The sequence below is a fragment of the Nonomuraea sp. NPDC003707 genome (assembly GCF_053587055.1).
Map to the genome: position 1 here is coordinate 206729 of NZ_JBSFNK010000010.1, position 20241 is coordinate 226969.

General features: G+C 69.9%; 20 protein-coding genes. 11 read left to right on the forward strand and 9 right to left on the reverse strand.

Annotation, left to right across the window (positions count from 1 at the left end):
* Positions 1-91: 91 nt before the first annotated feature.
* From ACWDRB_RS26865 to ACWDRB_RS26875, 3 genes are read right to left on the reverse strand one after another with little or no spacing between them, the layout of a single operon-like run.
* Positions 92-2044 (reverse strand): ABC transporter ATP-binding protein, encoded by a 1953-nt coding sequence (locus ACWDRB_RS26865; RefSeq protein WP_449897990.1) that lies wholly within the window; start codon positions 2042-2044, stop codon positions 92-94.
* Entirely contained in the window at positions 2041-3777 is a 1737-nt protein-coding gene (locus tag ACWDRB_RS26870; RefSeq protein ID WP_449897995.1) for an ABC transporter ATP-binding protein, read from the reverse strand. The genes ACWDRB_RS26865 and ACWDRB_RS26870 overlap by 4 nt, the downstream gene beginning before the upstream one ends.
* Positions 3777-4373 (reverse strand): TetR/AcrR family transcriptional regulator, encoded by a 597-nt coding sequence (locus ACWDRB_RS26875; protein WP_397366395.1) that lies wholly within the window; start codon positions 4371-4373, stop codon positions 3777-3779. The genes ACWDRB_RS26870 and ACWDRB_RS26875 overlap by 1 nt, the downstream gene beginning before the upstream one ends.
* Before the next feature lie 105 nt (positions 4374-4478).
* On the opposite strand from ACWDRB_RS26875, the gene ACWDRB_RS26880 reads away from it, so the two are divergent.
* From ACWDRB_RS26880 to ACWDRB_RS26900, 5 genes are all read left to right on the forward strand, one after another.
* A complete protein-coding gene (locus ACWDRB_RS26880; protein ID WP_449898000.1) occupies positions 4479-5420 on the forward strand; it encodes a DMT family transporter in 942 nt (313 codons plus the stop codon).
* Positions 5421-5525: 105 nt separating this feature from the next.
* Positions 5526-6608, forward strand: a complete 1083-nt coding sequence (locus tag ACWDRB_RS26885) for a hypothetical protein (RefSeq protein ID WP_350727463.1) — start codon at positions 5526-5528, stop codon at positions 6606-6608.
* Between the two features lie 16 nt (positions 6609-6624).
* Entirely contained in the window at positions 6625-7767 is a 1143-nt protein-coding gene (locus ACWDRB_RS26890; RefSeq protein WP_449898004.1) for a toxic anion resistance protein, read from the forward strand.
* Positions 7764-9308, forward strand: a complete 1545-nt coding sequence (locus ACWDRB_RS26895; RefSeq protein ID WP_449898007.1) for a substrate-binding domain-containing protein — start codon at positions 7764-7766, stop codon at positions 9306-9308. The genes ACWDRB_RS26890 and ACWDRB_RS26895 overlap by 4 nt, the downstream gene beginning before the upstream one ends.
* Positions 9295-9915 carry a hypothetical protein gene (locus tag ACWDRB_RS26900; RefSeq protein ID WP_449898009.1) on the forward strand — a complete coding sequence of 207 codons (621 nt, stop codon included), beginning with the start codon at positions 9295-9297 and terminating at the stop codon, positions 9913-9915. Before ACWDRB_RS26895 ends, ACWDRB_RS26900 begins: the two co-directional genes overlap by 14 nt.
* A 28-nt stretch (positions 9916-9943) precedes the next feature.
* Here the strand turns inward: ACWDRB_RS26900 and ACWDRB_RS26905 are convergent, their stop codons facing one another.
* The gene (locus ACWDRB_RS26905) at positions 9944-10993 is read right to left on the reverse strand and encodes an aldo/keto reductase (RefSeq protein ID WP_449898012.1); all 1050 of its coding nucleotides are present in this window, start codon (positions 10991-10993) and stop codon (positions 9944-9946) included.
* 72 nt (positions 10994-11065) lie between these two features.
* Positions 11066-11788, reverse strand: coding sequence for a cytochrome P450 (locus ACWDRB_RS26910; RefSeq protein WP_449898014.1), 723 nt, complete (start codon positions 11786-11788; stop codon positions 11066-11068).
* 429 nt (positions 11789-12217) lie between these two features.
* On the opposite strand from ACWDRB_RS26910, the gene ACWDRB_RS26915 reads away from it, so the two are divergent.
* Entirely contained in the window at positions 12218-12712 is a 495-nt protein-coding gene (locus ACWDRB_RS26915; RefSeq protein WP_449898016.1) for a hypothetical protein, read from the forward strand.
* Here the strand turns inward: ACWDRB_RS26915 and ACWDRB_RS26920 are convergent.
* Positions 12661-14793 (reverse strand): ATP-binding protein, encoded by a 2133-nt coding sequence (locus tag ACWDRB_RS26920; protein ID WP_449898018.1) that lies wholly within the window; start codon positions 14791-14793, stop codon positions 12661-12663. The two genes, ACWDRB_RS26915 and ACWDRB_RS26920, sit on opposite strands and share 52 nt — an antisense overlap.
* A gap of 223 nt (positions 14794-15016) precedes the next feature.
* On the opposite strand from ACWDRB_RS26920, the gene ACWDRB_RS26925 reads away from it, so the two are divergent.
* Both ACWDRB_RS26925 and ACWDRB_RS26930 read left to right on the forward strand, forming a co-directional pair.
* On the forward strand, positions 15017-16246 hold the full coding sequence (locus ACWDRB_RS26925) for an MFS transporter (RefSeq protein WP_449898020.1): 1230 nt from the start codon (positions 15017-15019) through the stop codon (positions 16244-16246).
* A 234-nt stretch (positions 16247-16480) separates the two neighbouring features.
* Positions 16481-16657 carry a hypothetical protein gene (locus tag ACWDRB_RS26930; RefSeq protein WP_449898387.1) on the forward strand — a complete coding sequence of 59 codons (177 nt, stop codon included), beginning with the start codon at positions 16481-16483 and terminating at the stop codon, positions 16655-16657.
* A 341-nt stretch (positions 16658-16998) separates the two neighbouring features.
* Here ACWDRB_RS26930 and ACWDRB_RS26935 read toward each other — a convergent pair whose 3' ends face one another.
* Complete coding sequence (locus ACWDRB_RS26935; protein ID WP_449898022.1) at positions 16999-17259, reverse strand: hypothetical protein; 261 nt, start codon at positions 17257-17259, stop codon at positions 16999-17001.
* A gap of 291 nt (positions 17260-17550) precedes the next feature.
* Between ACWDRB_RS26935 and ACWDRB_RS26940 the strand changes: the two genes are divergently transcribed.
* Entirely contained in the window at positions 17551-17970 is a 420-nt protein-coding gene (locus ACWDRB_RS26940; RefSeq protein WP_449898024.1) for a hypothetical protein, read from the forward strand.
* A 396-nt stretch (positions 17971-18366) separates the two neighbouring features.
* Here ACWDRB_RS26940 and ACWDRB_RS26945 read toward each other — a convergent pair whose 3' ends face one another.
* Entirely contained in the window at positions 18367-18729 is a 363-nt protein-coding gene (locus tag ACWDRB_RS26945) for a hypothetical protein (protein WP_363971286.1), read from the reverse strand.
* Positions 18730-18806: 77 nt separating this feature from the next.
* Complete coding sequence (locus tag ACWDRB_RS26950) at positions 18807-19151, reverse strand: GntR family transcriptional regulator (protein ID WP_449898029.1); 345 nt, start codon at positions 19149-19151, stop codon at positions 18807-18809.
* Here ACWDRB_RS26950 and ACWDRB_RS26955 point away from each other — a divergent pair.
* On the forward strand, positions 19075-19422 hold the full coding sequence (locus ACWDRB_RS26955) for a helix-turn-helix domain-containing protein (RefSeq protein ID WP_449898031.1): 348 nt from the start codon (positions 19075-19077) through the stop codon (positions 19420-19422). The two genes, ACWDRB_RS26950 and ACWDRB_RS26955, sit on opposite strands and share 77 nt — an antisense overlap.
* Before the next feature lie 255 nt (positions 19423-19677).
* Positions 19678-20238, forward strand: a complete 561-nt coding sequence (locus tag ACWDRB_RS26960; RefSeq protein WP_449898033.1) for a cysteine hydrolase — start codon at positions 19678-19680, stop codon at positions 20236-20238.
* Positions 20239-20241: the final 3 nt, after the last annotated feature.

The window sequence follows — 20241 nt, forward strand, 5'->3', positions numbered from 1 at the left end:
TCCCTCACGAGATGACAGGATGTCCCACCGCCGTCACGGGGACCACGGCGGGTGGATCGATGTACGGACCGCGAGCCGCCGGGGAACGCGTCTAGTCCACCTCCACGACGGCCTCGGCGAACTGGGCCGAGTACAGGCGGGCGTAGGCCCCGCCCTCGGCCAGCAGCGACTCGTGCGTGCCCTGCTCCACGATCCGGCCGTCCTCCATGACGAGGATCAGGCTGGCGTCGCGGATCGTGGACAGCCGGTGGGCGATCACGAAGCTGGTGCGCCCCTCGCGCAGCGAGCTCATCGCCCGCTGGATGAGCACCTCGGTCCGGGTGTCGACCGAGCTGGTGGCCTCGTCCAGGATCAGGATCGCCGGCTCGGACAGGAACGCCCGGGCGATCGTGATCAGCTGCTTCTCACCAGCGCTGACCGTCCCGCCCTCCTCGTCGATCACCGTGTCGTAGCCGTCGGGCAGCGTGTGCGCGATGCGGTCCACGTGGGCGGCCTCCGCGGCGGCCTCGATCCGCTCGCGGGTGGCGCCCTCCGCCCCGTAGCCGATGTTCTCCGCCATCGTGCCGCCGAACAGCCAGGTGTCCTGCAGCACCATGCCGATGTTGGCGCGCAGCTCCTCCCTGGACATCTCGGCGACGTCGACGCCGTCGAGCGTGATGCGACCGCCGGTCACCTCGTAGAAGCGCATGATGAGGTTGACCAGCGTCGTCTTGCCCGCTCCCGTGGGGCCGACGATGGCCACGGTCTGGCCGGGCTCCACGGTCAGCGACAGGTTCTCGATCAGCGGCCGGTCCGGCGCGTACCGGAAGGACACGTTCTCGAACGCCACCCGGCCCCTGACCTGCGCCGGCCGCTCCGGCTTGGCCGGCTCCGGCGACTGCTCGGGAGCCTCCAGCAGCTCGAAGACCCGCTCGGCCGAGGCGACGCCCGACTGCACCAGGTTCGCCATGCCGGCCACCTGGGTGAGCGGCTGGCTGAACTGCCGCGAGTACTGGATGAAGGCCTGCACGTCGCCCAGCGAGATCGAGCCCGAGGCCACCTTGAACCCGCCCACCACAGCGACCAGCACGTAGTTGAGGTTGCCGATGAACATCATCGCCGGCTGGATGATCCCGGAGATGAACTGGGCGCGGAAGCTGGAGGTGAACAGGGCGTCGTTGTGCTGCTCGAAGATCTCGGCGGCCTCCTTCTGCCTGCCGAACACCTTGACCAGCGTGTGGCCGCCGTACATCTCCTCGATGTGGCCGTTGAGCTTGCCCGTCGAGGACCACTGCTTGATGAACTGCGGCTGCGAGCGCTTGCCGATGACGGTGGTGACGTAGACCGACACCGGCACGCTGACCAGCGCGATGAGGGCCAGGACGGGCGAGATCCAGAACATCACCACGAGCACCGCCACGACCGTCAGCACCGAGGAGATGAGCTGGCTCATCGTCTGCTGCAGCGTCTGGGCGATGTTGTCGGTGTCGTTGGTGGCGCGGCTGAGGATCTCGCCGCGCGGCTGGCCGTCGAAGTAGCTCAGCGGCAGCCGCGCCAGCTTGGCCTCGATCCGCTCGCGCAGCCGGAACGCCGCCCGCTGCACGACGGTCGTGGTCAGCCGGAACTGCACGATGCCGAGCAGCGCCGCCAGCACGTAGATCGCCAGCACCCAGGCCAGCACCTGGGCCAGCGCGGTGAAGTCGATGCCCTGGCCGGGCACCACGTTCATCGACGACACCAGGTCGGCGAACGTGCCCTGGCCGTTGGCACGCAGCCCCGCCACGGCCTGTTCCTTGGTGGCCCCGGCGGGCAGCTGGGCCCCGATGATGCCGGCGAAGATCAGGTCCGTGGCGTAGCCGAGGATCTTGGGGCCCGTCACGGTCAGCGCGACGCTGGCCGTGCCGAGGGCCAGGACGACGGCCAGCAGCGTGCGCTCGGGGCGCAGCAGCCGCAGCAGGCTGCGGAGCGTGCCGCCGAAGTCGAGGGCCTTCTCGGCGGGCCCGGACATCATCCTGCCCGGCCCGAAACCGGGCTGGGGCCGGCGCGCGGGCGCTTGAGTCGTCATGCCGCGGCCTCCTGTTCGGTGAGCTGGGACAGCACGATCTCCCGATAGGTCGGGCAGGTCGTCATGAGTTCGGCGTGGGGGCCGCTGCCGACCACGCGGCCGTCGTCGAGGACGAGGATGCGGTCGGCGTCGCGGATGGTGTTCACCCGCTGGGCCACGATGACGATCGTGGCGTCGGCGATCTCCTCGGCCAGCGCCGCGCGCAGCCGGGCGTCGGTGGCGTAGTCGAGGGCGGAGAAGGAGTCGTCGAACAGGAAGATCTCGGGCCGGTGCACCAGGGTCCTGGCGATGGCCAGGCGCTGGCGCTGGCCGCCGGAGACGTTCGTGCCGCCCTGGGAGATCGGCTCCTCGAGGCCGCCGGGCATCGCCTCGACGAACTCGCGGGCCTGGGCCACCTCCAGGGCCTTCCACAGCTCCTCGTCGGTCGCGTCCGGCTTGCCGTACCTCAGGTTGGAGGCGACGGTGCCGGAGAAGAGGTAGGGCGACTGCGGCACCAGGCCGACCGCCCGGGAGAGCGCGGCCCCGTCGAGGTCGCGCACGTCGACGCCGTCCACCAGCACCTCGCCGGCGCTCGCGTCGAACAGGCGCGGGATGAGGTTGAGGAGCGTCGTCTTGCCGCTGCCCGTGCTGCCGATGATCGCGGTGGTACGGCCGGGCCGCGCCTCGAAGCTCACGCCGCAGAGCACCGGCTCCTCGGCGCCCGGATAGCGGAAGTCCACCGACCGCAGCTCCAGCTCGCCGAGATGTCTGTCCGGGGTGACGGGGGCCTTCGGCGGGTGCACGGTCGGCTCGGTGTCGAGCACCTCCTCGATGCGCTCGGCGCAGACCTCCGCCCGCGGGATCATCATGAACATGAACATCGCCATCATCACCGACATGAGGATCTGCATCAGGTAGGAGATGACCGCGGTCAGCGCGCCCACCTGCATGCTCCCGTCGGCGATGCGGTGGCCGCCGAACCACACCACGGCGACGCTGGAGACGTTCACCACCAGCATCACGGAAGGGAACATCAGCGCCATCAGCCGCCCGACCCGCAGTGACACGTCGGTCAGCTGGTCGTTGGTCTCGCCGAAGCGCTCGCGCTCATGCTTGTCGCGGACGAAGGCCCTGATGACCCGGATGCCGGTGATCTGCTCGCGCAGCACCTGGTTGATCCGGTCGATGCGCTCCTGCATCGTGCGGAAGAGCGGGCGCATCAGCACCACGATCACGCCCACGATGACGATCATCACGGGCAGCACGACGAGCAGCAGCGACGACAGCGCCGCGTCCTGGCGCAGTGCCAGCACGATGCCGCCGACGCACATGATCGGCGCCGCCACCATCATCGTGAACGTCATCAGCACGAGCAGCTGGATCTGCTGCACGTCGTTGGTGGTCCGGGTGATCAGGGACGGGGCGCCGAACCTGTTGACCTCCTGGGCGGAGAAGTCCTGCACCCGGCGGAAGATCGCGGCCCGCAGGTCCCGGCCCAGGGCCATCGAGGTCCGGGCGCCGTAGTAGACGGCCACGATCGAGCAGACGATCTGGATGAGGGTCACACCGAGCATCACCAGCCCGATGCGCATGATGGTTGCGGTGTCGCCCTTGACGACGCCGTCGTCGATGATGTCGGCGTTCAGGGTGGGGAGATAGAGCGTGGCCAGGGTCTGCACGAACTGGAAGAGGACCACGAGTGTGATCTCTTTCCCGTACGGCCTGAGCTGGACCCGCAGGAGACGGAGCAGCATCAAGAGGCGCTTTCTGTCGATGGGGTGGGGGAGGGCCGCACGAGCAGCCCGTCGAGCAGAACGGAGACGATCTCCTCGTCGTCCAGGTCGCCGAACTCGCCGATCCGGCCGAAGCCGCGGTGCTCGCTCGACGCGATCAGCACGAGCAGCAGTTGCGCCGTGGCCTCGGGCGAGCGGCGCAGCCGGTCGCGGTCGGGTTCGATCAGGGCGGCGAGCCCGTCCACGATCAGGCGCCGGCCCTCCATGATCTGCTTGAAGAACTCGGCGTCGTCGGCCATCAGCTCCTTGGGCACGGCCATGAGGTTGATGTTGGCCCTCATCCCCGTCCGCAGCATCGCGACCGCCTCGCTCAGCCGCGCGCGCAGCTCGGCCCGCGTGCCGATGCCCGCCAGCGCCTGCGCCGCCGGCCGCGAGTCGAACGCGACCATGAGCGTCGCCCGCAGCAGCGAGGCCTTGTCGGGGAAGACGCCGAAGATCGTGCCCTCGGCCACGCCCGCGGCCTCGGCGATCTGACGGGTGCTCACCGCTGCGCCGTACTCGCGCAGCAGCGGGAGCGTGGCGGCGATGAGCGCGGCACGGCGGTCTTCCGGCGCCATGGCCGGCACCCTTCGTCTCCTCCTGTTCATAGCGGGCAATCCTAATGAGCGAGTACTCACTCGTTCAAATGGTTATACGTCAGGGCCAACCGCTACGCTCCATCCGTGCTCAAACCTTGGTTGCCCGGTTTCCTGCTGCTCGCCGCCATCTGGGGCAACAGCTTCTTCTTCATCAAGGTCGCGGTGGAGGCCCTCCACCCGCTCCAGGTCTCCTTCGGCCGGATGGTCATCGGAGCGCTGGTGCTCCTGCTGGCCGTGCTGCTCGGCGGGAAGCGACTGCCGCGCGACCCGCGCCTGTGGGGCCACTTCCAGGTCGCCTCGATCGTGCTCACCACGCTGCCGTTCACCCTCTTCGCGTACGGCGAGCAGTACGTCTCCTCCGTGGTCGCCGCCATCTGGAACGCCACCACCCCGCTCTGCACGCTCGCCTTCACCCTGCTGCTGCGCACCGAGAAGGCGACCGCCGGCCGGGTGGCGGGCCTCGGCCTCGGCTTCGCGGGCGTCATGGTCGTGCTCGGGATCTGGCAGCCGATGGGCGGCGGGCAGCTCGGCGGCAGCCTGGCCTGCTTCGCCGCCGCGGCCTGCTACGGGATCGGCGGCGCCTACATGGGCCGCTTCATCACCGGCCGGCGCCCCGAGCCGCCGGTCGTGCTGGCCGCCGGGCAGCTGCTCAGCGGCGCGGTGCAGCTGGCCGTGATCACGCTGCTGGCCGGGGTGCCGCTGGTGGACCCGCACGCGCCCACCGCGGTCTGGTGGAGCCTGGCCGGGCTCGGCGGGCTGGGCACCGGGCTGGCGTACCTGCTGCTCTACTGGGTGCAGGTCCGCGCCGGGGTCACCACGACCTCCACGGTCACCTACCTGCTGCCGGTCTTCGCCGCGATCTCCGGGGTGGCCATCCTGGGCGAGGGCCTCAGCTGGAACCAGCCGGTCGGCGCCGTCGTCATCCTCGCCGCCATCGCCCTCACCCAGCGTGCCGCGCCCCGTCCCGTTCCCGCTCCGCCCGAGCAGGCCCCCGGCGCGGTGGATCACCCGGCGCCCCAACCGTGAACGGGGGATGAATTCTGCCGTACGGTCGCCTTTCCGACCGCGCGGACCCGGCAATCGCCATCCCATAATTCCAGCCATGGGGGTTATTTCTAGAAACAGGATGCAATGAAGCGCTGGATCGGTGTCATTCTGGCGGCGGTTCTGGCCGGGGTGGCGGTCGTGGCGATCCTCTTGGGGAATCGGGCGGACGAGGCCCCGGAGGCGCTGGTGGTGCGGGGGGTCATCGGGTCGGAGAAGAAGCCGTTCTTCGACGACCCCCGGGTCAAGGCGGCCTTCGCCAAGCACGGGCTGCGGGTCGAGGTGGACACCGCGGGATCGCGGCAGATCGTCACCGACGTCGACCTGAGCCGCTACGCTTTCGCCTTCCCCTCAAGCGTTCCCGCCGCCGAGCGGATCAAGCGCGACCGCAAGGCGGTCACCACCTATTCGCCGTTCTACTCGCCGATGGCGGTGGCCACGTTCGAGCCGATCGCGAAGCTGCTGGCGGGGGCGGGCGTGGTCCGCGATTCCGGCAAAGGCTACCAAATCCTCGATATTAGGAAATATCTGGATTTAATAGGCAAAGGCACTCGCTGGGATCAGCTTCCCGGCAATTCTGCTTACCCGGCTCGTAAGCGGGTCCTCCTCACCACCACCGACATCCGTACCTCCAACTCGGCCGCCATGTACCTGTCGGCCATCGGCTACGTCGCCAACGGCGAGGACGTGCCCACCTCCGACGCCCAGATCGCCAAGATCGCCCCGATGATCGCCCCCGCCGTGCTCGACCAGGGCTTCTCCGAGTCCACCAGCGAGGCGTCGTTCGACGACTACCTGGCGCTCGGCGCGGGCAAGACGCCGCTGCTGGTCGTCTACGAGGCGCAGTACCTGGCGCACGTCTTCGCCGGCGACGGCGCGATCAAGCCCGAGATGCGGCTGATCTATCCCTCGCCGACCGTGCTCAGCAAGCACACGCTTGTCCCGCTGACCCAGCCGGGCGACCGGGTGGGGCAGCTGCTCACGAAGGACGCCGAGCTGCAGGGCCTGGCGGCCGCGTACGGCTTCCGCACCACCGACCCTCAGGCGTTCGCCGGCCTGGTCGCCAAGACCGGGGCGCCTGCGGCGGCCGAGCTGGTGGACGTCGTCGAACCACCCACGTACGAGCGGCTGGACCAGCTCATCACCACCATCGACTCAGCCCGGCCCTAGCAAGGAGATCCCGCACGTGTCCGATCTGGTGCTCACGCCGCCCGAGCCGGTCGCCCCGGTCCCGGCCGAGACGGCGGCCACCATGCTGCCGATCGCCGGCGAGCGCGCCGCCGAGCTGGCCGCCAAGGCCCGCGACTTCGCCGGCGAGCTGAGCGGGCTCGACCACCGCTCCCCCGAGTTCTCCCGCAAGGTGCACGACATCTCCTCGATGGGCGACACCGAGATCAAGTCGGCCTCCCAGGTGGCCAACCGCATGCTCAAGCGGCCGGTCGCCGCCCTGAACGCGGCCCGGGGCGAGGGCGCCGACGCCCAGGGCAGGGTCGCCAAGGAGCTGGTGGCGCTGCGCCGTACCGTCGTGGACCTGGACCCGAAGCAGGCGGCCAGCGGGACGCGCAAGCTCCTGGGCCTCATCCCGTTCGGCGACCGGCTGCGCGACTACTTCGCCAAGTACCAGTCCGCGCAGAAGCACATCGACGACATCATCCGCGCGCTGAAGTCCGGCCAGGACGAGCTGCTGCGCGACAACGCCGCCATCGAGGGCGAGAAGGCGAACCTGTGGGAGACGATGACCCGGCTGCAGGAGTACGCGGTCCTGGCCCAGGCCATGGACGCCGCTCTTGAGGAGCGCATCGTGCTGGCCGACGAGGAGCGGGCCACGGCGCTGCGGTCCGACGCCCTGTTCACCGTGCGCCAGCGCCACCAGGACCTGCTCACTCAGCTCGCCGTGTCGGCCCAGGGCTACCTGGCGCTCGACCTCGTACGCAAGAACAACCTGGAGCTGAGCAAGGGCGTGGACCGCGCCACCACGACCACGGTCGCGGCGCTGCGCACGGCGGTCACGGTCGCGCAGGCGCTGGCGAACCAGAAGCTGGTGCTCGACCAGATCACCGCGCTGAACGCCACGACCGGTGACCTGATCCTGGCCACCAGCGAGATGCTGCGCACCCAGGCGGGCGCGATCCAGAACCAGGCGGCCTCGACGACCGTGGATCTGGACACGCTGCGGCAGGCGTTCGACAACGTCTACGCCACGATGGACATGATCGACGCGTTCCGGTCGAAGGCCGTGGACAACATGGCGGCCACCGTCGACAGCCTGTCCGCCGAGCTGGGGCACGCCAAGGCGTACCTGGAGCGGGCCCGGGAGGGCGAGCGATGAGACGAGTCCTGCCTCTCGTCCTGCTCGCCGCCCTGCTGGCGGGCTGCGGCGGGGGCGAGGAGCCCGTCGACGCGCCCGACGTGCTCCGCGTGCTGGCCGGCAGCGAGATCAAGGACCTCGAGCCGCTGCTGCGGCGGGCCGAGGCGGAGGCCGGCGTCAAGGTGCGGCTCACCTACACCGGCACGCTCGACGGCGCCGAGCAGGTCGCGAGCGGCCGCGCCGACGGCCGGCTGGACGCGGTCTGGTTCTCCTCCAACCGCTACCTGTCCCTGATCGACGGCGCGCAGGCCAGGCTGTCCACCCAGTCCAAGATCATGATCTCCCCCGTCGTGCTGGGGCTGAAGCCCGCCAAGGCCCGCGAGCTCGGCTGGGACGGCAAGCAGGTCACCTGGGCCGACATCGCGCGGGCGGCCAAGGAGGGCAGGTTCGGCTTCGCCATGACGAACCCCGCCTCCTCCAACTCCGGCTTCTCCGCCCTGGTCGGGGTGGCCGCGGCGCTGTCGGACGCGGACGGCGCGCTCAGCGCCGAGCAGGTCGCGTCGGTGACGCCGCGGCTGAAGGAGTTCTTCTCGGCGCAGCGCCTGACGGCCGGCTCGTCGGGGTGGCTGGCCGACGCCTACGCCCGCGACCGGCGCGTGGACGGCATGGTCAACTACGAGTCGGTCCTGCTGGGGATGCGCGAGCCGCTGACGCTCGTCTACCCGTCCGACGGCGTGGTGACCGCCGACTACCCGCTCACGCTGCTCGCCTCGGCCCCCGAGCCCAAGAAGGCCCTGTACGGCAAGCTCACCGCCTGGCTGCGCAGCCCAGCCGTGCAGAAGGACATCATGACCGGCACCCACCGCCGGCCGATCACGCCGGGCGTGGCCCCGGACCCGCGCTTCGGCGGCAGGCAGCTGATCGAGCTGCCGTTCCCCAACCGGCGCAGCACCGCCGACGAGCTGATCGCCACCTACCTCAACCAGGTGCGGGTCCCGGCGGAGACCCGGTTCGTGCTGGACACCTCGGGCTCGATGGCGGGCGAGCGGATCGACGCGCTGCGGCAGGCGCTGGTCGCCCTGACCGGCGCCGACACCTCCGCCTCCGGCGCGTTCTCGCGCTTCAGCAACCGCGAGGCCGTCACGATGATCCCGTTCAGCGACGCGCCGATGCGGCCGGTCCCGTTCACCGTGCCCGAACGCGACCCGCAGCCGGTGCTCGCCCAGATCAAGGCGTTCGCGGAAGGGCTGTCCGCGGGCGGCGGCACCGCGATCTACGACAGCCTGACCGCCGCCTACGAGCGCCCGGTGACGCCCGGGCACTACACCTCGGTCGTGCTCATGACCGACGGCGACAACACCGACGGCTCCGACTACGCCGCCTTCGAGGCCCGTTACCGGGCGCTGCCGGAGGACCGGCGGGCGCCGGCGTTCGTGGTGCTGTTCGGCGAGAGCGACGTCGAGGAGATGCGCAAGGTCGCCGAGCTGACCGGCGGCGCCGTGTTCGACGCCCGCAAGACGTCGCTGAGCAGCGCGTTCAAGGAGATCCGTGGCTATCAGTGAGCGCGTCGTGCGCTACCTGGGCTCGAACCGGAACATCGCCGGCTCCTGTCTGGCGCTGCTCGGCCTGGTGGCCCACTTCCTGGGTCTGGCGGGCGCGTTCTGGCCGGTGGTCGTGGTGGCGCTGTACGGGGTGGGCGCGCTGCTGGCCCCGCCGGACCGGATCCGGCTGACGATCTCGCACGCCGAGGTGGAGACGCGGGCGCTCAGGGCCGACCTGGACGGGCTGCTGCGGCGGATCGGCGGGCGCTTCCCCGGCGACGTGCACGCGGCCGTGGACGCGCTGGCCGAGGTCCTGAGGGGCGTGCTGGACCGCGCCGAGCAGCTCACCGCCTCCCCCGACCAGCTGCACGTGGTGTCGCAGACGATCCGGCTGTACCTGCCCGCCAGCCTGGAGGCGTACGCGAACCTGCCGCGCGGCTACGCCCTCACCCGCCGCGGCGGACGGGAGCGCAGCGCGCACGAGGAGCTGCTCGCCCAGCTCGGCCTGCTCGACGCCCAGCTGCGCAAGGTGGCCGAGGCCATCCACCGGGGGGACGAGCAGGCGCTGCGCGATCAGGGCCGGTTCCTGCGGGACAAGTTCGGCGGCTCGGAGCTGGACCTGAGCTGAGGGCTTGTGGGCTCCTGGGCTCGTGAGTTCAGCCCGCGGACCGGTCGGCGGGCAGGCGGCGCCGGCGGGCGGTGTCCGTCAGCGCCGGGCGGCGCCAGGCGCCGTCGGCGCGGTAGAGGTCGGTGCCCGGCGGGATGATCTCGTCGATGCGGTCGAGGGTCCGGTCGTCGAGGGTGAGCGCGGCTCCCTTGAGCGTCGCCTCCAACTGCTCCATGGTGCGCGGGCCGATGATGACCGAGGTGACGGCCGGGTGCGCCGCGGGGAAGGCGACCGCGAGCTCGGGCAGCGAGCAGCCGAGGTCCGTCGCGAGCTCGATCAGCTCCTCCACCACCTCCAGCTTGGTGGCGTTCTCGGGGATGGAGGGGTCGAAGCGGTTCGGGCTGAGCGAGGCGCGGCCGGTGGTCAGGTCGATGGGCTGCCCCTTCCTGAACCGGCCGGTCAGGAAGCCGGACGCGAGCGGGCTCCAGGTCAGCACGCCCATGCCGTACCGCCGGCACACGGGCAGCACGTCGGCCTCGACGCCGCGGGCGAGCAGCGAGTACGGCGGCTGCTCGGTCCTGAAGCGCCGCAGGCCGCGGCGCTCGGACACGTGGTGCGCCTCGACGATGTCCTCCGCGGGGAACGTCGAGCAGCCGAACGCCCGGATCTTGCCCTGCCCGACGAGGTCGCCCAGCACGTCGAGCGTCTCCTCGATGTCGGTCGTGTGGTCGGGCCGGTGCACCTGGTAGAGGTCGATCCAGTCGGTCTGGAGCCGCTTGAGGCTCTCCTCGACCTCCTTGAGGATCCAGCGCCGCGAGTTGCCGCGCCGGTTCGGCCCCTCCCCCATCGGGAAGTGCACCTTCGTGGCGAGCACGACGTCGTCACGGCGGCCCCGCAGCGCCTTGCCCACGATCTCCTCGGACTCGCCGGCCGAGTACATGTCGGCCGTGTCGATGAAGTTGACGCCCTGGTCGAGGGCGTGGTGGATGATGCGGGCGCAGTCGTCGTGGTCGGGGTTGCCGACCGCGCCGAACATCATGGCGCCGAGACAGTGGACGCTCACCTCGATGCCCGTGCCGCCGAGGACGCGGTAACGCATGATCAGACTCCTAGCGATGTGGATGGGGTGCTGGGCGCGCGTCGGAGCCTACGGGCTAGAGCCGACTCTAGATCAAGCGGCCGCCGGGAGCCGCAGGTGGACGGGGAGGGCGGACAGGCCGTTCATGAGCAGTGACGGCGTCCTGGTCAGGCTCTCCGCGGGCACCGCCAGGCGAAGGTCGGGGAAGCGGTCGAGCAGCGTGCGGAAGGCGATGCGGGCCTCGACCCGGGCGAGCGGCGCGCCGACGCAGTAGTGGATTCCGTGCCCGAAGGCGACGTGCGTCGGGGCCTCCCGGGTGACGTCCAGCGCGGCCCCCATGGGGAAGACCCGCGGGTCGCGGTTGGCGGCGACCAGCGCGAAGTACACGACCGAGCCCGCCGGGAGCCTCACCCCGCCGGCCTCGACGGGCTCCACGGTGCGGTACGACAGGGTGGTCTGCACGGGCCCGTCATGGCGCAGGAGCTCCTCGATCGCCGGGTCGAGGAGCTCGGGACGCTTGCGGAGCAGGGCGAGCTGGTCGGGATGGGTGAGCAGGGAGCGCATGCCGTTCCCGATGAGGTTCACCGTCGTCTCGTGGCCGGCGATCACCAGCAGGAAGATCATCGACGTCAGCTCGTCCTGGCTGAGCCCCTCGCCGTCGTCGCGGGCCGCGATCAGGTCGGAGAGCAGGTCGTCCTGCGGGTCGCCGCGCGCCACGTCCTGGGGCAGTTGGTGCGCGTACGCCCCCGATGTCCAGCCGCCCTTGACCAGCCGCGGGTCGGACAGCAGCGCCCTGGTCTCGGCGTAGCCGGTCACCAGCTACGCCTGCGTGCCTGCCGGCGTCGTGATCGGGTGGACGGGCCCCCTGGCGGCGAGATCCGCGTAAATGTGGTGCCGCTCGTCACCGCGAATCGCGGTGAACGGCGCCGGCCCGGATTCTCTGGGCGCGGAATCAGACAAGGCAATCCCCCATTGCTTCGATTAGTGAATTGGCGGGGGGAAACGTTACTCATGGGCGATATGCGGGCCGTTGACAGAACGTAGACGCCCGGGACTGCGTACTTACGTTCGACGGCTAGGTAGTCATCCGGGTATCCCTCCCGTGCCGCTCGCGGCGCCGCCGTACGCACTCTGGATCCATCGACAACACCATCGAGGAACGAGGAAAACATCAACCATGTGCAAGCACCGGCCACGGTGCCCATCCGCATACGCCACCCATCGACTCGCATGTGGGAGTCCCGCATGAACGACCACGCCTTCATGAACCACGGCGCCGGACACCATCTCGACCTGAGCGTCCTGAGCCGGGCCTGGGACTGGATCAAGTCCAGGGTCCTGGGCGCCGACGAGAGCGAGGTTCCGGGTGAGCGGGTCGCCACCTGGTCGCTGTCACCGGACACGCGGGCGCGGCCTCTCATCCACGCCCGGCTGGCCTCATGGGGGCTCGACGGGCTGGCAGAGGCCGCCGAGCTGCTGGTGGAACAGCTGGTCGCCGATGTCGAGGAGCACGCGCCCGGGCCGTACCGGCTGACCGTCTGGGCCACCGACGGCATGCTGCGCTGCGAGGTCGAGGCGGAGGCCGCGGACGACGCGCCGATGCCGCATGATCTGCGGGTGTTCCGGCGGCTGGCCTGCTGCTGGGGCGCCGCGGGCCATGCCTTCTGGTTCGAGATCCCGATGAACGCTCAGGACAAGTGCCGCAACTCCGGTTGGGCCTCGGGAGGCCGGATCGCGTAGGTGACGGCGCGGTCGACGCCCAGCTTCGTCCCGTGGCGGAAGGCGGACGTGAACGCCGGTTTCCCGAGGGCGTGGCGGGCCTGCCGCGTGCAGCGTTCGTGCCAGACCGCGTGGTAGCAGAGCCGTTCGGGTGAGGCGCCCGCCGCCTGCCACAACGCGTGCGCCGCGCCGAGGAGTTCGGCGGCTCTCTCGTGCTCCTTCCGGGCGCCGGCGATCCAGGCCAGCACTTCCAGGCACTGGGTCAGGCACCACCGGTCGTCGATCTCTCCGGTGAACCGCGCGGCCGACGTCAGGAGCGCCTCGGCCTGCTCGTAGTCGCCCAGGTTCCAGCGCGCGACGCCGAGCGCGAACTGGGCGTACGCGCGTGACACCAGCGCATGGTGGGACTCGCTCAGGGCCAGCAGCTCCTCGCCGAACTCCGCGGCCAGACCGGGATCCTCGGTCGATCCATACGCGGCCGCGAAGTAGAGGTTGAACATGAGCCCGTCCATGTCGTTCAGGGACCGGTGGAGGGCAAGCGACTCGCGCAGCAGCGCGAGCCCGCGCCGGGTGTCGCCGGCGGTGCAGGCGGCCACGCCCGCGGTCCGGACGGCGTACGGCACGAGGTCCTCGTTCCCCGATCTGCCGGCGAGGGCCCGGCAGTCCTCCAGCAGCGGCATCGCCGCGTCGAGATCTCCCTGGCGCAGGGCGAGCATGCTGTCCGCCCAGAGCGCCGTCGCCCTGGCCCGGCCGGGCTCCGGCACCAGCTCCAGGCCGCGCTCGATCCAGTAGCGGCCCTCCGTGAGCGCGCCGGCGAGCACCCAGAAGCACCACATCGCGGACGCGGTGCCCAGGCCCAGGGGCGCCAGCGCGGGCTCGTTCAGGCACGCCTGGAGCGCGACGCGGATGTTGGGCAGCTCCTGGCGCAGGGCCAGGTACCGATCCAGCTGGTCGGACACCAACTGGTCGGTCCGGTGCGTCTCCGTCAGCTCGCGGTAGTGGCCGACGAAGCGCCTGCGCAGCCATTGCCGCTCGGAGGGCGTCAGCTGCTCGCAGCCGTACGCGCGCAGGCTCTCCAGCATGCGGAAGCCGAGCCCGCCCCGATACAGGACCGACTTGTCCACCAGCCCGGCCAGGAGGTCGAGCACGTCGGCCGGATCGATGCCCTCGCCCGCGCACACCGTCTCCGCGGTGTCCAGATCGACCCCTCCGGCGAACATCGACAGCCGGGCCCACAGCCGCCGCTCCTCGGGCGAACACAGCCGGAAGCTCCATTGGATGGTCGCCCGCAGCGTCTGGTGCCGCGGCAGGGCCATGGGGCCACCGGTGGCCAGCACGTCGAAGCGCCGGTCCAGCTCGTACGCGAGCTCCTCCAGCGACAGGGTGCGCAGCCGGGCCGCGGCCAGCTCGATCGCCAGCGGGATCCCCTCCAGCCGCCGCACCAGCCGCACCACGCAGGCGAGGTTGCCCGCGTTCAGGGAGAAGCCCGGCACGACGTGCGCCGCGCGCTCCACGAACAGGCGCACCGAGTCGTGTCTGGCGGCCTCCCGTACGGTGCGGCTGAGCGTCTGCGGGCCGGCCGGTGCCTCCTCGTGGGGCGCCGGGCCCCCGTGGAGCACCGGGACGGGGCCGGGTACGGACAGCGGCGGGACCGGGAGCACCTGCTCGCCGTGCACGCCCAGCGAGTGCCTGCTGGTCACCAGGACCCGCAGGCGGGGTGTGGCGTGCAGCAGCCGTTCCACGAAGTGCGCGCAGAGCATGTCCAGGTGCTCGCAGTTGTCCAGGACCAGCAGCATCCGCCTGTTGGACAGGTGCTCCACCAGCAGCCCCATGGGATCCGGGTGAACTCCGCGCAGCCCCAGGGCCTCGGCCACCGCCGGCTCCAGCAGCTCGCCGGTCTCCAGGGTGGCGAGCTCGATCACCTCGACGCCGTCCCGGTACTTGTTCCGCAGGTTGTCCGCGAGCCTGAGCGCCAGCCGGGTCTTGCCGACCCCGCCGGGGCCGGTCAGGGTGAGCAGCCGCGTCCTCGACAGCGCCTTGCGCGCCGCCGACAGTTCCCACCTTCGCCCAATAAAGGTGGATTTATCCAACAAAAATGTCATGAGGGCCCTGCCACTCCCGTGAGGCACCGAACGGCGCCAAGCCTCCACACCCCAGAGTATTCCTGGCCCGTTTCCCGGCACAGCCGTCCGGAGCCGCCGGAGTCGCGTATTCTCATTTCCCGGCAAAAGGCGTCCCGCACCATCTTTGCCAATGCGAACCACAAATTTGCCGGACACTTGATTTCGATGAATCGCATCGGCTCCATGTGATTCCTTGTTCATCATGAACCTCACCGCGGAGCCGGTCGCCGTCCGCCGCCCGTATCGCTGGGTCGTGCTGGCGCTGGCGTGGGCCGCCTTCACGATGACCGCCGTCGACCGGTCCACCTGGGGTCCCGCCTCGGTGGCGGTGGGCGAGCACCTCGGCGTGTCGCTGGCCGGGCTCGGCGTCTTCGCCACCGGCTACTACGTCGGCTACGTCGTCTCCAACGCCGCGGGCGGCGTGCTGACCGACTGGCTGGGCCCCCGGGTGGTCGTCGGCTGCTCGCTCTTCCTCGCCGGCGGGTTCATGATCCTGTTCGGCGGGACGGATTCCGTGGCGATGGGCATCGCGTTCCAGGCCGGGGTCGGGGTGTTCGCCGGGTGCGACTACTCGGCCGGGGTCAAGCTCATCTCCCAGTGGTTCCCGTCCAAGGACCGCGGGTTCGCCATGGGCGTGTTCATGACCGCCACCTCGCTGGGTACGGTGATCGCGAACGCGGTCGTCCCGAGCCTCATCGCCGCCTCCGGGTGGCGTACCTCCTACCACGTGTTCGGCGCCGCCTCGATGGCCGTCGCGGTGCTGTGCCTGCTTCTCCTGCGCGACGGCAAGGCCACGTCCGCCGCCCGCGCGGTGCCGAACCTGCGCCCGCTGGCCCACGACCGGGACCTGTGGCTGCTCGGCCTGGCCGGGTTCGGCGCGCTGTGGGGCACCTACGGCTTCATCACCTGGTCCAACGCACTGATGATCAAGGGCGGTCACCTGACCCCCGTGCAGGCCGGCACCGTGGTCGCGATCTTCGGCGTCGCCGCCATCGCGGCGAAGCCGTGCATGGGCATGGTGTCCGACCTGTTCGGCGGCCGGCGCAAGCTCCCGGCCGTCGCCGTGCTCGCCGCCTTCGTCGTGACGCTGCTCGTGTTCGGCACCCGCGACAGCCTGACCGGGTTCCTGTGGGTGGCGCCGTTCCTGGGGATCGCGGCGTACGTGTACAGCCCGCTGATGATCGCGCTGATCCCGGAGCTCGCCGGGGTCCGGCTCGCCGGGTCGGCGGCAGGGGCGACGAACGCGTTCTGGCAGCTCGGCAGCACGATCGTGCCGGTGGTGCTCGGGGCGGTGTTCCAGGCGACCCACTCGTTCTTCTGGGCCTTCGCCACGCTCGCCGCGGGGCCGCTGCTCGGCCTGGTCCTCCTGCTGGGGGTCCGGGAGCACAGGGCCGGCGCGCGCATCCCCGCCGTGACCGCTCTCACGGGGTGAGGACCGCGCACCCATCCCGCTTCTCTCGATCGAGGACGCCGGCGGTCGACAAGATCGCGCTCGAAGAGCACCTCGGGGCCACCGACCCGGACATCGTCGAGCAGTCGGCCACGCACTTCACGGCCGACGCCTGGCCCGCGCACCGCGAGCCGACTGGGCATGCCGCCTCAACGACCACGCGGCCTAGCAGATCGCCGGCGGCCCGACCGGCTCGCCTTTTTCGCCGCGCTGCCCATGCGGGGCCCCGACGCGGCCGTGACCGAGCTGGGGCTGGTGTGCGCGCTGATCAACGGGTTCTCGCAAGTCGGCGCATGTTCTCGGCCGACTGCGCGAGGCCGCCGCCTGGAGCCGAACGAGAACGACCTCGTCAAGATCGGCCGTACGAACGCGCGGCGGCTCCTGCGGCTGTGAGCTCCGGTCAGCACATCGAGGGAATGCAGGTGAAGGGATTCTGGAGCGTGGGCGCCGATTGCGTCGGGGCGGGGGCGGCTCCAACGGCCGAGCCCACGACGTCGGCGCAGACCGAGAAGGCGGAACGGCGGACGAGGCCACCCCCGGACCCAGGCGGACACCCCGCCGAAGACCTCGGCGCCCGCCCCCAAGCCGACCCGCACCAAGAAACCCACGAGCGCCGCGGTGAGCGACGATTCAGGGGTGGGCCCGACCTCCCGCCCGACCTCCCGCCCGACCTCCGAAGATCCCCCGGAGCGGCCTGCGGAGACCAGTGCCGGAGAGCACGAGAGGCTGTGAGGTCACGCTCTGCTCGGGGGCGATCCCACCGGCCGGCCACCCTCGTTGATCAACAGGCCGCCCGCGACGAGCAGCGCCGCCGCCGCGGCACCGGCCGACGCCAGGATCGTCGTCCGGCGGAGCCCGGACGCCGGAGGGCGCGCGGACGAGGGCAGCGCGGTCGGCGACGGCAGCGCGGTCGGCGAGGCCAGCCGGGCGACCAGGTCGTCGGCGCTCGACCTCTGGGCGGGATTCTTGGACAGACTGGGCGGTGACGAGTTCAAGCAGCGTTCCGGCCGGCCGGCCCGGAGATCTCCGGCTCGTACGACCCTCGTCCTCCACCAACGGCTGATTCACCGAGCCGCCAACAGCACCAACAGACCGGGCAAAAAGCCACCAGCGCGACAGTCGGGATGTCCCACACTCGCGATCAAGAAACACTTGTTTTCCACGGAGATCACAATCTCCGTACAAATGCGGACAAATGTTGACCATTCCACTTTCCTGATGGTTAATCGGAAGGGAGTGCGCCGCTTTCAACGGGGGAAGCGGCTCTTCATGGCCATGGGGGAAACATGACCAGGAGTCTTGTCGGCATGCTCTTAGCCGCCACCGTCGCGACCGGGGTCATCGCGGTGACGCCGACGGCGGCCTCGGCATCCGAACTGGGGCAGAGCACCGCTCGTCCACACCTGCTCGACTACAAGATCTACTTCGGTAAGTGCGAGGACACCTGCCGCATCAAGGTGCGGATCAAGAGCATCACTCGCCTGAAGCTCTACGACGTCAGCCTGAACGCCCGGCTCTGGGTCAACGGCAAGAAGGTCGGATCCTGCTACGACTACGTCGGCAGCATCCGTCCCAAGGGGGTCCGCTGGGCCGGGTGCACCGTACGGTCGTCGAAACTGTCCACCATGTGGAACCGCTACCTCGACGGCGAGATCGACTTCAACACCGAGACCAAGACCAACGTCCACTACGAGTGGTATTCGTGACCGGCGACCCAGGGGCCCTCTGCCCTGCTTCGGCGTAGGAGGCAGGCCGTTCAGTAGCCTGATCATTCCGCACGGATTCCGCAGCGAGCGTTGGGGGATCATGATTCCCCCAACGCTTGCTCAATGCGTTGGTTGGCCGCCTCGCGCTCGCCGCAGCCGGTCATCCCTACATAGTGGATGTCCGGCTGCGTGCACCACTTGGAGGACGACTCATCATGGAGAGGGAAAGCGGCCATTCAAGGGAAATCTCGCGGCGCAGTGACCGGAAAGGTTCGCCGGGTTGCTCATTGGCACGCGGGCCAACGTAAGGGCAGGCCGCCCCGGCGAAGGCTTCCGATCACAGCACCAGCGTCGGGCTTTCGCCCCGAGCGATAGATAATCTGGCGTTCATAAAGGCTAGAAGCAGTCTTTTTGGGGCGTGCGTCCCGAGGCCTCGATCTCGACGGTCTTGCTCTTGGAGCTGCCGGAGGCCGTGAGGATCATCGCGATATGCAGCTTCTTGCCCGCGTGGCTGCCGCTGCCGCTGCCGCAGACCGAGCGCGCCTGCTTGGTGAGGTGGTGGAAGCGGTAGATGACCTTCTTCCAGTTCTTCTCCGGCGTCATGACCATCCACTCCTCACCGTCGGTCTTCTCGTCCGTGCAGTGGCTGACGCCCTGGCAGGGGTGGGTGTACTGCTTGACGGACGCCTCGGCGGGGTGGCTCAGCAGCGCTCCCGTGGCTGCCGCGGCCACCAGGCCCAAGGCAAAGGTCTTCATCATGTGCACTTAGATGTTCGCGGCAACCTCAAGGTTCGCGACTGCCCGGGCTTACTTGCCATCGCTCTGCGCTCAGTTGACTACGTCGACTGGCGAGCAATGCGGTGAACCTTTCCGGTCGCCGCACCAGCTGTCACTGCTCGGCGCGGCGATCCCAGGCCGGGGTGGTGCTGGATGAGCCGTTCCTGACGGAGTTTCCGCAGCGTGATGGTGATGGCGGCCAGCCCGTACGTATCCATCAACTCCTGCTCGGACGGGAGCGGGTCGCTCGGCTTGAGCCGACCGGAGGTGATCGCGTCGCGCAGGTCCTCAACCAGGCGCCGCGACGGCGATACGGGGGCGCTCGTCATGCCGCCGGTCACGTACGTGCCCTTCGCGCGCACCGTCTCGACGCGGCCCTGCTCGGCGTTCGCCGCATCCTTCAAGAAGCAGGTCGGAACCGCACCACTGGAGTACTTGATCGAGTGGCGAATGAGCCTCGCCCGCGATGCCCTGCGTCGCGGCACTCGATCGATCTCCGAACTCGCATTCGCGACCGGCTATGAATCCGAGAGCGCGTTCAGCACCGCATTTCGCCGCGTAGTCGGCTCCTCACCCAAACGATTTCGCGATGCGGCACATCGCGCTGCTTCGTGGCAGGGCGATGGATCAGGCACCCGGCGGGTCGGCGAGATCGGATGGGAGGAGGTCGAGTGAGCGGGCCTTCAGCAGCGTTTGGGGTGCGGAAACTCGGATGTGGCCTCGGGTCTGCGGTTATCCGCCCCGTCTATGCGGCCGGCTGTGGTGGACATGGAGCCTGATAGCCCGGCATACGACCCAGGCCGCCTACGCCGCGGCCGATGGCCCTTACGCGAATCTGTCCCACTATCGTCGTACTAGATCGACGACAACAGTGCCAAGGATACGACCGTGAGGATGGCCGATGGCGCGCCGTACAGACAAGGAAAGCGTATGACCAGCACCGCGCTCATCGTCGGCGACCTGCAGGCGGGCATCGTGGACAACTACCCCTTCGCCGCCGGCGTGCTCCCCGTCGTGGAAAAGGTTCTCCCCGCGGCCAGAGCCGCCGGAATCCCCGTGATCTTCATCCGTTTCGGGCTCCGGGCCTCAGGCCTTGATGTGGCAGCGGGAAACCAGCTGATCACCGGCCTGCACGGGGCGGGGACGCGGTTTCACGAAGAATCTCCCGAGACGCTCGTGCACCCACGCATCGAGCCGTTGCCGGGCGAGGCCGTCGTCCTCAAGCGCCGCGCCAGCGCGTTCGCGGCGACCGACCTCGATCGGCTCCTGCGGGCCCAGCACATCGACTCGATCGTGCTGACCGGCGTCGCGACCGGGGCGATGATCGCCGCTACCCTCTACGACGCCTCCGACCGCGATTACCACGTAACCGTGCTCAGCGACGCCTGCGCCGACGGGGAACCGGACGTGCACGATTTCCTGATCAACCGCGTCTTCCCGGCCAGGGGCGCCGACGTCCTCACAGGCCACGCGTGGACCGCCCGCCTATGACCA